The sequence below is a fragment of the Rhodococcus sp. MS13 genome (genome assembly GCF_013277835.1).
Taxonomy (GTDB): domain Bacteria; phylum Actinomycetota; class Actinomycetes; order Mycobacteriales; family Mycobacteriaceae; genus Rhodococcus_F; species Rhodococcus_F erythropolis.
On sequence record NZ_VBTL01000013.1, the window covers coordinates 103,542 to 116,469 of the forward strand.

A 12,928-nucleotide genomic window follows, 5' to 3' on the forward strand; every position below is an offset into this window, starting at 1 on the left:
GCCCGTGAACCCAGAGAACGTTCCTGCCTCGCACTGTCATTCATTGCCGCGCCGGACGTTCCTCGGTGGCGTCGGTGCTCTTGTCCTCGCCGGAGTGGCAGACGTGGCAACCGGCGCGGCGAGCGCGGCGCCGGCGAAAGCATCGCCCGCCGATCGGTTTCCGCAGAAACCCAACATCGTTGTCATCATCACCGATCAGGAGCGCCGGCCGATGTATTGGCCGCAGGGCTGGGCTGATCAGAATCTGCCCAACCGCAAGAGGATTGCCGATCACGGGCTGACGTTCGACCAGGCAGTGTGCAATACCGCGATGTGCTCGCCCAGTCGTAGTACGTTCTTCACCGGCCTCTTTCCCGCGCAGCACGGGGTCACCAGAACCCTCACCGAAGGCGGCACTGTCTCACCCACCGAGCCACAGTTACAAGTCTCCGAGCAGAACATGGCAAAGCTGCTGGCGTCGGCCGGCTACAACGTTCAGTACCGGGGGAAGTGGCATCTGAGCAAAGGCGTCGAGGGTGGAGATCCGACAAGTGACGATGTAGCGGGATTCGGCTTCGAAGGGTGGATTCCCCCCGACGCGGGTCAGGACACCAATCCGGACCACTTCGGTGGCGGGTGCGCCGACCATGATCGCCGTGTTGCCGAGGAGGCAGTCGATTTCCTCTCCGGATCTGCGGTCACATCCGGGCAGCCTTGGGCGCTCATCGTCTCGTTCGTGAACCCACACGACGTCCTCGCGTACCCCCAGACCTGGAATGCGATGAACGGAACGTGCGACAACTATGGATCGGACGCGCCAGGCGCCTTCGAGCAGGGGATCGACTTGCCGCCCACTTTCGACGAGATCCTGGCACTCAATCACAAACCGACAGCGCAGGTTCAGTCGGAATTGCTACTCGCAGCCGGGCTCGGGCCGCTGCTCGGGCCTGATCAGGCACGCAACTACATCAACTTCTACGCCTACATGCACAAGGTGGTCGACGAACACATCGGCAGCGTGCTCGACGCGATCGAAGCCACCCCGCAGATGCTCGACGACACGGTGATCGTACGGATGTCCGATCACGGAGAGATGGGGATGTGCCACGGAGGTTTGCGGCAGAAGGTGTTCAACGCCTACGAGGAAACGCTGCGCGTTCCACTGGTCATCAGCAACCCCCTGCTGTTTCCCGAACCCGTTCGCACAGACGCCTTGGCGTCGTTGATCGACGTGATGCCCACTCTCGCCACTCTCGCCCAAGCGCCAGCGCGTGAATCGTGGAACTTCTCGGGTACCGATCTGACACCGGTCATCATCGACGCTGCCGCCTACCCCCACGGTCCCAGCGCGCAGGTTCAGGACACGATTCTGTTCACCTACGACGATCAGAATTGTGCGACGCCCGACGGTCAGAACATCGTCACGCAGCCCAATCACATCCGCTGCATCCGGGAGAGCCGGTGGAAGTACACGATGTACTTCGATCCTGCGGGAGTTGCTGCGCCGCAATACGAACTCTACGACTTACAAGCCGACCCCTTGGAACTGAACAATCTAGCCAATCCGCTCAATATCGGCTCGTATCGGCCGGATCTGGCGGCTCAGATGAACGCCAAGCTCTTCGCAGTGATGGAGACCAAGGGCGTTTCTCTGAAGGAATAGATCGAATTTCGCCAAAACTGATTCACGTTTCAGTTCTGCGGGCATGCTGATGGGGCATCTGTCTTCGGTTCGGGAAGAAGGAATGTCATGACTGTCACCTCGCCGGGGCGAGAAGGTTTCAGTACTCTTCGGTCGGGAGGGTTGAACTGGGATTCGTTCCCACTCCGATTGTTCACCAAGGGAAATGCCAAATTCTGGAACCCAACCGACCTCGATTTTTCCCAGGACGCTCGTGACTGGCAGGAGCTGACCAGCGAGCAGCAGCGCAGCGCCACCTTCCTGTGCGCGCAGTTCATTGCCGGTGAAGAAGCCGTCACCGAAGACATTCAACCGTTCATGAAAGCGATGTCGACCGAGGGGCGATTCGGCGACGAGATGTACTTGACGCAGTTCTGTTTCGAGGAAGCCAAGCACACCCAGGTCTTTCGGCTGTGGATGGACGAAGTGGGATTGACCAGCGATCTGCATTCCTACGTCGCTGACAATCCGTACTACCGGCAACTGTTCTACGAGGAGTTGCCTTCGTCGCTACGCATTCTCGAGACGGATCCGAGTCCGGTCAACCAGGTGCGTGCCAGCGTCACGTACAACCACGTCATCGAGGGCAGTTTGGCGTTGACGGGCTACTACGCCTGGCAGAAAGTCTGTGCGACGCGCGGAATCCTGCCTGGCATGCAGCAATTGGTGCGAAAGATCGGTGACGACGAGCGACGGCACATGGCTTGGGGGACGTTCACCTGCCGAAGGCACGTAGCTGCCGACGATCACAACTGGGACGTCGTCCAGCAGCGGATGGGTGAACTCATGCCCATGGCACTCGGAATGATCAACTGGGTCAACGATCAATTCGAGGTGCAGCCGTTCGGTTTGGACAATCAGGAGTTCCTCGAGTACGCCGCAGACCGTGCGCAGCGCCGACTTTCGGCGATCGAGTCCGCGCGCGGGCGCGACGTCGCCGAGATCGACCTCGACTATTCGCCGGAGACCCTCGAGGAAAAGTTCGGGGCGGAAGATGCCGCTGCGATGAGTGAGGCGGCCAAATGACAGCGAATTCTACTGGGGCCAAGCCGAGTTCTGGATGACCTCGACAAAATCGATGTGCCGAAATCCCGGCACAAAATGTTCGAGTACGTCAGCGTTGACCGTCCCGAATGTACTTTCGGGACGGTGCTTGAAGCCTTCGGTGAAAGCCTTCAAGATCTGATTCTTGAAATCCGGGCGCGGGTGAGCCGCGGTGACGGCGTCAATGTCGGCCTGGTCGAGTTCGCTGTATCCGATTCCGAGTACATCGGTCTCCACACCCGCTGTCACCAAGGCGATTTCGGGTTCCAATCGGGAGGGGATCTCGGGCGTCGTGTGCAGAGCGATGCCTTCCCACACTGTGCGGATGTCGGTTTCGTCGACTCCGTAGCCGGTGAGGAATCGCCGCGCTTCGTCGGCGCTGTCCAATTCGAAACGTGACGTACTGTCCCGGAATTTCGCGGTGAGCCCCAGGTCGTGGAACATGGCGCCGACGTAGAGCAATTCGGGGTCGGCCTGCAGACCCAGACGCGCTCCTTGAAGCGATCCGAAGAGGAAGACACGTCGCGAGTGGTGAAACAGTAACTCGGACGCCGTATCTCGTACCAGCTCGGTGGCGTCGGCAGCCATCTTCGAATCGGGGATTTTCACACCGGCAATGATCGTGGTCATCGGTACCTGCTCTGCTCGTCGTTGCTGCGAATTTCTCGGTCTATCCCAGTGTCGGTCGAGCACGCCCGCGGGCGCACCCTGATCTCGGCCATACTGTCCACAGATCAGGACGAAAGGAGAGCGCATCGTGACCGCAGTGCATCGAGTTGCCGTCCTGGTGTTCGACGGCGTCAAACTGCTCGACGTCGCAGGTCCGAGTGAGGTGTTCGCGGAAGCCAATCGCGGCGGGGCGAACTACGAGTTGGTGATCTGCTCGGTAGGTGGACACGATGTCGACTCGTCGACCGGGATGCGCATTCCGGTCGACCGTGACGTTGTAGATTCCGGTTCTTTCGACACGTTGCTGGTCATGGGTGGAGACGTGTTCCCGTCGACGCCGGTGAGTCCGGAACTGCGCGAGGCAGCGAGCGATCTGGCGGGGCGTTCGGGCCGGGTTGCCTCGATCTGTACCGGGACATTCATTCTTGCGGCGAGTGGATTGCTCGACGGACGCCGCGCTACGACACATTGGCAACACACGGCAACGCTGGCGCGCGCCTATCCACAGATCACGGTGGTTCCTGACGCCATCTTCATTCAGGATGGCGCGGTGTTCTCGTCTGCGGGTGTGACCGCCGGCATCGACCTCGCGCTCGCATTGCTCGAGCGTGATCATGGTGCAGAAATGGCTCGACGCGTCGCACAACTTCTGGTGGTATTTCTCCAGCGTCCAGGCGGACAGTCACAGTTTTCGCCCTCGCTCAGTGGGCCGCGGCCTCGGGTCCCTGCGCTGCGAGAAGTGGTCGACGCAGTTGCGGCCGATCCGGCGGGGGAGTATTCGGTCGAGCAACTGGCTGCCCTGGCGCACCTGAGCCCGCGTCATCTGACGAGGCTCTTTCGCGAAGAATTAGGGACGACGCCGGCCAAATACGTCGAGTTGATCCGTTTCGACTCTGCGAAGGCGCTCCTCGATGCCGGCCACTCGGTGACCGAAGCCGCGCAGTTGGCGGGATTCGGCAGTTCGGAATCCCTACGACGAGCATTTTCGACTCATCTCGGAATCTCGCCCCAGGTGTACCGGCGTCGGTTTCAAGCGTTCGGCTAGGACTGACTTTCGTGCTTGCCTTGTGGCGGGCTCATGCCCTGCTTGTCGAGCCAGGCAAGGCTGTAATCGGCGATCTCACGCCAACCGTGGTCGATGGTCAGCGAGTGACCTCGGTCGCCGAATACCTTGTATTCGTTGATCGTCGGGGCCTTGGCGTACTTCTTGAACGAGCTGTCCGAACTGGCCTTCGGTACTGTGCGATCCTTACCGCCGCCGATCATCAGGAGGGGGCCGCGGCGGGCGTTGAAATCCACTGCAGCGGGGCTGTGGGGCGCGAAGTTTGCGAGTGCTGCCTCGAACAACGGCCGTCCGGGGGCGGGAATTGCATACTGCTCGAACAGGGCGTCGGACTCGTCCTGGGACACGGCGCTGGCGAAGGACTTGTGGAACGATTTTCTGTTGTGTGAGTAGGCCTTCCGGTAGTTGCCGGGGTTGGACAGGACAGGGAACACGCTTCCAAGCTGAACGAGAGGAAGTTTCAACACACCTTTGGGCTGAGCGGGGTCGATGGCAATTGCCGCGGTCGCCAACTTCTGGCCCAGCAGTTTCTGCGCGATCAAACCTCCGAACGAATGCCCGACCACGATCGGTGGTTCGTCGAGATCAGCGATCACCTTGGCGTAGTGATCCGTCACGTCGTCGATGCCGTGTCCCGCGATGTCCTCCGGGTGTTCGCGCGTCTCACCCACCGTGGACGCATCCCCTGGCCATCCGGGTGCCATCGTGGAGTACCCCTGCGCGTTGAAAACCTGCGCCCAGGGATCCCACGTGGTCGGGTGCATCCAGAGTCCGTGGATGAACAGAACAGTCGGGTTGGACTTGGGCGACATGCGCGCTCCCCGCTATCGGACCGATGATCGATACGGGATGCCCGCTTTTTACGGACTCATTCACCAGTGACCAGATCCTCGACAGAGGTCATTGTCACTCGTCCGTGATCAGGCGGTAAATGACGTATATGGCAAACCATCCCATCGCGACCGATGCGAGAACAAATAGCACTTCGAAGAACATGACCATGTAAATCGCTGCCTCACTGGTTGAAGGAATCGCCCTAGTATCGAACATATCGCAAGTAGTTGTTGCGATATGACGGGGTGTCGCGGTTGGCACAATGAGGCCATGAAGCAAAGGGGCCGAGCGGTCCGAACGGCCGTGATCGAAGCGACTGTGCGAAAGGTTGCTGAACTAGGACCGCAGTCGGTGACGATCGCCGCGATAGCGGTCGAAGCGGACGTTCATCCAACGTCGATCTACCGCCGATGGGCGACGGTCGACTTGCTGGTCGTGGATGCTCTCCGCGAGTTCACGGATGCAGGTTTGGCGATACCTGACACCGGGACACTCTTCGGTGATCTTCGGACTTTTGCTCGGAGTCTCCAAGATTGGCTCGCGACAGACACCGGATTGGCACTGGCCCGTACGGGTGTGATGCCTACCGACGACGCGGAAATCTTGGCTGCGCGCGCACAGTTCTGGCGCGCCCGATTCGATGCGGCAGCGGTCATGATTCACCGTGGAATCGAACGCGGCGAGGTCCCGGACGGTACTGATCCAGATACTGTTCTCGCGGCACTAGCTTCGCCGATCCGGCTGGCAGCGATTTCCCAGAACACCGAGCCTCGTATCGAACTCGACAAACTGGTTGCACTTGTCGTCGGCGTTGATCCAATAGTGAAATGATCGACGGCATGGCACTAACCGGCTCTGCGAAGACGATGGCACTGTGGACCACCGCTTTTGTTGTCTCACAAGCAAACATTGCGCGTTTACTCGGGCCGGTGGCTCCTAAAGTATTGGAAGTGCAGACGGCGTTTTCCGCTCGTCGGTACCTCGAGATCTTGGACTCCATGGATGCGGAGGCCACGGCGCGATTTCGTAGTCACTACTACCCGGACTTCGTACATCCCGCGATCTACGCGATGGCTTTGCGGTCCGCAGGCAAGCGGCTCGGAGAGCGGGTTCCCCTTTCGGCCGCAACTCGGCGTGCGCTTGCCGTAGCGCCGGTGCTGTCGGCGGCGGGCGATTATGTCGAGAACGTGGTCGGCCTCCATTTCCTCGATCATCGCGACAGCATCACCGACTCGAGGGTTCGCGCCGCCTCGACGGTCAGTATTGCCAAATGGGTACTCGCACTCGGAACTTTCGGATATTTGTCGCAGGGTTTTGTCAGAGTATGGGTATCGCGAAAATGAGGAGCACTGATGGCAGTCGAACTCGGTACCGAATACTTCGCTGACGGAGAAGAGTTCCGTCGATGGCTGTGCGAGAACCACGAGGCGGTCCCCGGGCTTTGGCTGAAAATGGCCAAGAAGAACTCGTCACACAGTTCGATCGACTACGACCAAGCGTTGGACGTTGCCTTGTGCTTCGGCTGGATCGACAGCCTCTCCCGGCGAATCGACGACGATTTTTTCGTGCAGAAGTTTTCGCGTCGCACTGCGCGGAGTCCGTGGTCCAAACGCAACGTCGAGATAGTCGCCCGCCTCGACGCTGCGGGACTCCTCGAGCCGTCCGGCATCGCTGAGATAGAGAAGGCCAAGGCCGACGGCCGCTGGGATCGCGCGTACGAGGGAGCAGCCAAGGCCGAGGTCCCGAAGGACTTTCTCGATGCGCTTGCGGAAAACCCGAAGGCTCGCGAGTTCTACGCGACGCTCAATTCCACCAATCGATTCACCATCGCGTACCGACTGCAGGAGGCAAAGCGTCCGGAGACACGCGCCAGGCGGATCGAGAAGTTCGTGAACCAACTCGCGGAGGGCAAGAAGTTCTACTGAGCTGACTGGGACGGCTGATCGACTTTCAACGTGGCTGACACAATAGGGCTCGTGATCGAAGCCGAGACCTGTTCCGCGCTGTCTGCTGTTGACGAACCGTTGGCAGGCAGCGCTGCCGTCGTGCGGGGTTGGGTATGCCTCGAATTCAATGCCGCTTGGGGTCGTGACGTGCTGGACGGTACGGCCTTGGGGGAGGAGCTTGCCGCCGAGCTGAGTCGGCGAGCTGATGCTGCCGACGTACGAATCATGTTCATTCGGCGACCAGGCCGCACCGATCTGTTGACTGATGGACACACGGTCTTGCTCGCGCGCTCCGATCCGAGCGACTCGTGGTGCGAACGGTTGCGCATCGATTCACCGGCTGACCTGCTCGACATGGATTTCGCGCTACTCGACGGCCCTCCACCAGGATTGGGCGAATCGGTGGACGAGCCAGTCGTCTTGGTTTGTGCGCACGGTAAGCGTGACCAATGCTGCGCTGTGTTCGGTAGGCCGATTGCCGCAGCGCTGATGTCGTCCTTCGGACCCCAGGTGTGGGAGTGTTCGCATACTGGCGGGCACCGATTTGCGCCGTCGATGATCCTGCTGCCGAGCGGCAATACGTACGGCCGTCTGTCCTCTGGTGAGAGTGTCACGGCCGTGGAGGTGGCTTCCCGAGCTCAGGTCCATTTGCCAGGCCTGCGTGGACGGAGTTGCTGGTCTCCTGCGGGGCAGGCTTCGGAAATTGCCGTACGACAACAAATAAGCTGCGGAATCGACGACTTGGCTGTCATCGAGCAGGCGAGTGACGGGACATCCGTCGTCGCACATGTGGACGGCCGGCGATGGGCCGTGGAGACGGCAGTCTCCGAACTCGCGCCGCGTCCACCGAGTTGCGGCGCGGCACCCAAGCCGGTCAGGCCAGTTGTGGTCACGTCGATTCGAGACCTGTGATTTCATCGTCGGTTTCATACGATCAGTCTCGATGAATGCGATCACATGGGCCGGCAGGTGGTGCAGAGGATACGGACTCCATCAGATCCACAGTCTGCTGGCGTGACAAGCGGATTCGGGACTTAGGCAGCGGCGGTTCGGGGGAATAGCGGCACCGTTGCAGGTGCGAAGTAGCATCGCAGCTATGACTGTCGATCTGGTTGCACCTGACGAGGCCTTGTGGGCGTCTTGGTTGGAGTCGCGTGACGAGTGGGGCGGACCGCAGGTGGACCAGCCCGGTTCGGCATTGGGAGTTGCGCAACGTCTAGATCTCGATCTTGCCTCCCGGGATGGATTCGGGCAGTGGGTGCAGGAGTTGTTGGCGCAGCCAGAGGCAGTGCCGGGGCCCGACATTGTCCCGGCAACCAACTGGTGGATCGTTCGAGACGGCAGGTATCTCGGCGCTATCCAGTTGCGGCACAGCTTGAATGAGTTCTTGGCCGATGTCGGTGGTCACATCGGCTATGGGGTCAGGCCGTCGGAACGCCGGAAAGGTTTAGCGTCGGCTGCTCTGCGGGAAGTACTCACGTATGCAGGCGACCCGGTGGGGCTCAGTCGCGTCATGATTACCTGCGACGAAACGAACGCGGGTTCACGTAAGGCAATCGAAGGGTGTGGTGGTCTACTCGACAGCGTGCGCCCAGCTGATCAGTTGTCGCGCAACCTCGGTCACACGGGGGATACGCTTCGCTACTGGGCAGTCACGGGCCGGTCAAGCGTCAGTTGACCGATGTCTGACCGTCAACGGGAAGCCACGGTCGCAGGGTAGGCGACACGGGCAGCGATGCTTTCGCTGAGGTCTTGGATTTCTGCGGCGAGGGTATCGCGGCTCTTCGTGTCCGACTCGTGAACGAATGTTGTCGATCCGAGTGTGGCACCGCAGTATTCGATGATGCCGCGCTCGATCTGTGTCTGGAAGGCCTCGTACACACCGTGGCGTTCGAAACTCTCCGCGTCGTCACCCGCGACCGGGATCAGGTGGACCGTGAGTCGGTCCAGTTTCTTCACGAATTCGCTTCCCGGGGTGAACTCGTACGCCCATCCGCTGACGAAGACTCGATCGATCCAACCTTTGAGTAGTGCGGGCATCGACCACCAGTACATCGGAAACACGAGAATCAGATCGTCTGCTCGATCGATTCGGTCCTGCTCGGCTACAACGTCGGCCGGGGGAGTTCCCTTGCCGCGGAACAGGTTCACATCGGCTTTGGAGAATCGGGGATCGAAATTCTCGGCATGTAGGTCCGCGATGTCGACATCGCCGCCCAGGTTGCGGATCGCGTCGGAGGTAGAACGGGCGACATGCTGGGTAAGTGACTGTGGATCGGAGTGGGAGACTACGACGAGTGTGGTCATGAGCGTTCCTTCGGTAGATGGTGCGCTTATGTACTAAGAGTAGGTTACTATTGGTATATAGCGCAAGGAGGTGTCCGATGGCACGACCGAGACTGTCGCGGGCCGACAGGTACGAACAACTCGTGGAGGTGTCGTGGGCACTGGTGCGAGAGGAGGGCGCGGATGCGCTGACCCTCGGCCGGTTGGCTGAACGTGCCGGCGTTGCAAAGCCGGTCGTCTACAGCCATTTCGCCTCCCGCGCTGCGCTGTTGGCGGCCCTCTTCAAGGAATTCGACGATCGTCAGACGGTGATGCTCGGGGAATACCTCGAAGCTGCGGAGGAGTCTGTGAACGGGCGGGCGAATGCCATCGCCGACTCCTATGTCGGATGTTCACTGGCACAGGGGCGTGAACTGACGGGAGTGCTTGCAGCGCTGGAGGGCTCGCCCGAGCTGGAGCAGGTCAAGCGCGAGTCGGAACGCGCCTATTCAGAGCGTTGTCGCGAGGTGCTGGCTCCTTTCAGTGCCGACGGGCTTGGGCGATCATCGATGACTGCGATATTCGGTGCTGCAGAGGCCCTCTCGCACGCGGCGGTCGTCGGAGTGCTCTCGCCCGAGGACGCCAAAGGTGAACTTGCCGCGCTGATCGTCGCGGTTGTCGGCAGGCCATCACTGACTGGGTAGTGCGGTGCAGCCGTGATCTCATCGCCTACAGGTGCCCATCCAATTCGAACCGCTCACGCACGGAGTCGGATGTCGCCGCCAGGGTGCTGACGAACGCGTCAATGGCAGGAGCGAGCGGAGGTTTCCCGAAGGTTGCGACGGAGACAGTGCGTCGCTCGCCGCGAATGCGGTGTGCGCGGATACCCGGGTTCTGATGTGCATGGAGAGCGAGGGTGGGAAGGGTGCTGACTCCGCTTCCGGAGGCGACCAGCGCTTGGACCGCGACGTAGTCGTCGGTCTCGAACTCGATCCGTGGAACGAACCCAGCTCGATTGCAGGCGGTGAGAAGGTGGGCGCGGCAGCTCGGACAGCCTGCAATCCAGGTCTCACCGGCGTAGTCCGTGATCTCGTTGGCGGCATCTGCATTCCGCGCAGAGGTGATCAGGTACAACGGATCGTCCAGCAACGTCGTTAGGGTGACGTGCTTCAGCCCCACATCCGGGGTATCCGCGTGTGCGAAAACGACAGCTACGTCGACGTCGTTGTTACGAAGCATTGCAAGTGCTTTGGGTGGTTCTGCATCAACGAGGCTGATGGACACGTCGGGGTACTGGGACGTGAACGCTGCCATCGCCTGCGGAATCAAACTCGCCAGGGCTGACGGGAATGCGGCAAGTCGTACCCGCCCCGCCCTCAGTCCCGCGTACGTTTCGACTTCGGCTACGGCAGCGTCGACGTGACCGAGAATTTCCGTGGCGCGCCGAACCAGTACCGCACCGGCATCCGTCAGACGTAGCCCACGACCGGCTCGCTGGAACAGCGGAACTCCGACTTCCGATTCGAGCTGTCGAAGGTGGTGACTGATGGAGGGCTGCGCGTAACCGAGCGAATCGGCGGCGGCTGTCACCGATCCTTCCTGCGCGACAGCGACCAAGACCCTAAGTCGAATTAGATCGAGCATGACGAAATCATAGAGGATTTCGATGCTTTCGACGAAAACATGTATTAGACCTATGAATCAGTGTTTGACAGGGTGATCCACATGGCACAGGCACCTGATCTCGCGGCAACAACCGGGCTACAACCACCCACATGGGCGGACATTCAGCGTGCAAGTCAGGTTGTCCGACGCCACCTACCGGTCACGCCCCTGATATCGCACCCGACCTTGGGAGCGGGCTCGTGCAGCCAGTTGTTCGTCAAACATGAGAACGTGCAACCCACAGGTGCGTTCAAGGTTCGCGGTGGACTGAACCTGGTGGCTGGACTCGATGAGCCGACGCGGGCCCGAGGCATCATCGGCTACTCGACGGGAAATCATGCTCAGTCCCTGGCGTATGCCGCAGCGGATGCGGGCGTGCGGTGCGTAATTGTGATGCCGGCTGGGGCGAATCCGGTCAAGGCTCACGCTGTCCGCATGCTTGGGGCCGAGCTCATCGAGCACGGCGCAAACTTCGACGAGGCACGCGCTCACGCAGAGTTCATCAGCGAACGTGACGGCCTGCGTCTCGTCAGCGCCGCCAATGAGCCGGCAATCCTCGCCGGTGTTGCCACGGCGTACGTCGAACTTGTCGAGCAGCAGCCAGATCTGGACGCCGTGGTCGTCCCCATCGGTGGTGGCAGTGGTGCGGCGGCCGCTTGCCTCGTCGCCAGTGCGCTTGCACCGCACCTGGAGGTGTTCGCGGTGCAGTCGGAGGCCGCACGAGCGGCGCACGACTCGTGGACTTCCGGCACCTGTGTCGAGCGCCCGAACGCCACTCGTGTCGAAGGGCTCGCGACCGGGGCCGGATTCTCATTGACTCAACGTGTCATGCGAGAACGGCTAGGTGGTTTCTTGCTCGTCACGGACGATGACATCACCCTCGCTCAGCGGGCTCTCCTCTTCGACGCACACACTTTGAGTGAGGGCGCCGGTGCGGCCGCACTTGCTGCGGTCCACGCACATCCGAACACCTTCGCGGGTAAGCGTGTTGCCGTCGTCTGTACGGGCGCCAATGCCTCCGAGAGTGAGATCCGCAGGGTCGTCAGCTAATTGATCTCGTATTCGGAACAATGTGCAGTGTCAGCGAACTGACGGAAAGCCGAAGTACTGTGTGCCAATGACTTCACCCCGAGAAAAGTCACGTACTCTCAATATTTGCGCACTCATGCTGGTCGTCGGTGTTCTTGGATTGATCGTGAGTTTCGGAGTGACCTCACGTTGGGGGTTCCCAGCGTCCGCATCGGAGCTTTGTAGATCAAGTTCGTATGGAATCGGATTACTCGAAGAAACACGATGGGCCTGGATCCCGTTTCCCGTAGCCTTTTGCGAGGCAGTGGATTTCGATTCTTCCGCAGTTTACTTCGCCCTCGGATGGGAAAACTCGATCACTGCCGCAGTATCGATCGCATTCATCGCCATGGCTCTGAAACTCATTTGGGGTGCAGGAGTTCAGTGATGCTTATGTGTCCGGCCTTGGGTTCGTTCGGAAGGCTGACCGGCACAAGCCCCATGCTTTCCCGACGCTCGTTGACCGAAAAGACATACTGGGCAAATTCAGGTTTGACGTGCACGTCCGGAAACCGTGCGCGAAGTTCGCCCACGATCCGATAGCCCTCGTCGTACCAGTCGAAAACATTGATCCCTGGACGCCACCTCGGTCGCATCGCGAAGCCGTCGATCTCAGTCACAAAGAACTTTTGGAAGCGATCAGTCCACGCCAGTATCTTCTCTCCGAGTTCGTCGTCGATCCCCATTTGGCTCGGGAGAACGTATGCCTGCGGG

The 12,928-nt window shown here is 60.4% G+C and carries 15 protein-coding genes; 10 read left to right on the forward strand and 5 right to left on the reverse strand.

Features of this window, described 5'->3' with window-relative positions; all coding sequences use genetic code 11:
• The first annotated feature begins 4 nt into the window (after positions 1-4).
• Positions 5-1,642: a sulfatase-like hydrolase/transferase gene (locus FEZ59_RS26185; RefSeq protein WP_046378270.1), complete on the forward strand. Its 1,638-nt coding sequence runs from the start codon at positions 5-7 to the stop codon at positions 1,640-1,642.
• A gap of 87 nt (positions 1,643-1,729) precedes the next feature.
• Positions 1,730-2,686: a R2-like ligand-binding oxidase gene (locus FEZ59_RS26190; RefSeq protein WP_019747614.1), complete on the forward strand. Its 957-nt coding sequence runs from the start codon at positions 1,730-1,732 to the stop codon at positions 2,684-2,686.
• A gap of 9 nt (positions 2,687-2,695) precedes the next feature.
• On the opposite strand, the gene FEZ59_RS26195 is transcribed toward FEZ59_RS26190, so the two are convergent.
• Positions 2,696-3,334, reverse strand: a complete 639-nt coding sequence (locus FEZ59_RS26195) for an HD domain-containing protein (protein ID WP_019747615.1) — start codon at positions 3,332-3,334, stop codon at positions 2,696-2,698.
• 127 nt (positions 3,335-3,461) lie between these two features.
• Between FEZ59_RS26195 and FEZ59_RS26200 the strand changes: the two genes are divergently transcribed.
• A complete protein-coding gene (locus FEZ59_RS26200) occupies positions 3,462-4,418 on the forward strand; it encodes a GlxA family transcriptional regulator (RefSeq protein ID WP_024487375.1) in 957 nt (318 codons plus the stop codon).
• Here FEZ59_RS26200 and FEZ59_RS26205 read toward each other — a convergent pair.
• Positions 4,415-5,248, reverse strand: coding sequence for an alpha/beta fold hydrolase (locus tag FEZ59_RS26205; protein ID WP_019747617.1), 834 nt, complete (start codon positions 5,246-5,248; stop codon positions 4,415-4,417). The two genes, FEZ59_RS26200 and FEZ59_RS26205, sit on opposite strands and share 4 nt — an antisense overlap.
• A 292-nt stretch (positions 5,249-5,540) precedes the next feature.
• On the opposite strand from FEZ59_RS26205, the gene FEZ59_RS26210 reads away from it, so the two are divergent.
• From FEZ59_RS26210 to FEZ59_RS26230, 5 genes are all read left to right on the forward strand, one after another.
• On the forward strand, positions 5,541-6,101 hold the full coding sequence (locus FEZ59_RS26210) for a TetR-like C-terminal domain-containing protein (protein WP_070386976.1): 561 nt from the start codon (positions 5,541-5,543) through the stop codon (positions 6,099-6,101).
• 8 nt (positions 6,102-6,109) lie between these two features.
• Positions 6,110-6,613 carry a hypothetical protein gene (locus FEZ59_RS26215; protein WP_070796262.1) on the forward strand — a complete coding sequence of 168 codons (504 nt, stop codon included), beginning with the start codon at positions 6,110-6,112 and terminating at the stop codon, positions 6,611-6,613.
• Between the two features lie 9 nt (positions 6,614-6,622).
• Positions 6,623-7,195, forward strand: a complete 573-nt coding sequence (locus FEZ59_RS26220) for a YdeI/OmpD-associated family protein (protein WP_080909688.1) — start codon at positions 6,623-6,625, stop codon at positions 7,193-7,195.
• Positions 7,196-7,237: 42 nt separating this feature from the next.
• Positions 7,238-8,128, forward strand: a complete 891-nt coding sequence (locus FEZ59_RS26225) for a sucrase ferredoxin (protein ID WP_172933494.1) — start codon at positions 7,238-7,240, stop codon at positions 8,126-8,128.
• Between the two features lie 184 nt (positions 8,129-8,312).
• Entirely contained in the window at positions 8,313-8,894 is a 582-nt protein-coding gene (locus FEZ59_RS26230; RefSeq protein ID WP_153213046.1) for a GNAT family N-acetyltransferase, read from the forward strand.
• A gap of 14 nt (positions 8,895-8,908) precedes the next feature.
• Here the strand turns inward: FEZ59_RS26230 and FEZ59_RS26235 are convergent, their stop codons facing one another.
• Positions 8,909-9,523 (reverse strand): NAD(P)H-dependent oxidoreductase, encoded by a 615-nt coding sequence (locus tag FEZ59_RS26235; RefSeq protein ID WP_046378276.1) that lies wholly within the window; start codon positions 9,521-9,523, stop codon positions 8,909-8,911.
• A gap of 77 nt (positions 9,524-9,600) precedes the next feature.
• Here FEZ59_RS26235 and FEZ59_RS26240 point away from each other — a divergent pair, with 77 nt between their 5' ends.
• Complete coding sequence (locus tag FEZ59_RS26240; protein ID WP_172933415.1) at positions 9,601-10,185, forward strand: TetR/AcrR family transcriptional regulator; 585 nt, start codon at positions 9,601-9,603, stop codon at positions 10,183-10,185.
• A gap of 25 nt (positions 10,186-10,210) precedes the next feature.
• On the opposite strand, the gene FEZ59_RS26245 is transcribed toward FEZ59_RS26240, so the two are convergent.
• A complete protein-coding gene (locus tag FEZ59_RS26245; protein WP_172933416.1) occupies positions 10,211-11,125 on the reverse strand; it encodes a LysR family transcriptional regulator in 915 nt (304 codons plus the stop codon).
• 81 nt (positions 11,126-11,206) lie between these two features.
• On the opposite strand from FEZ59_RS26245, the gene FEZ59_RS26250 reads away from it, so the two are divergent.
• A complete protein-coding gene (locus FEZ59_RS26250) occupies positions 11,207-12,196 on the forward strand; it encodes a pyridoxal-phosphate dependent enzyme (protein ID WP_172933417.1) in 990 nt (329 codons plus the stop codon).
• Positions 12,197-12,576: 380 nt separating this feature from the next.
• On the opposite strand, the gene FEZ59_RS26255 is transcribed toward FEZ59_RS26250, so the two are convergent.
• On the reverse strand, positions 12,577-12,900 hold the full coding sequence (locus FEZ59_RS26255; protein ID WP_019747627.1) for a hypothetical protein: 324 nt from the start codon (positions 12,898-12,900) through the stop codon (positions 12,577-12,579).
• Positions 12,901-12,928 lie beyond the last annotated feature (28 nt).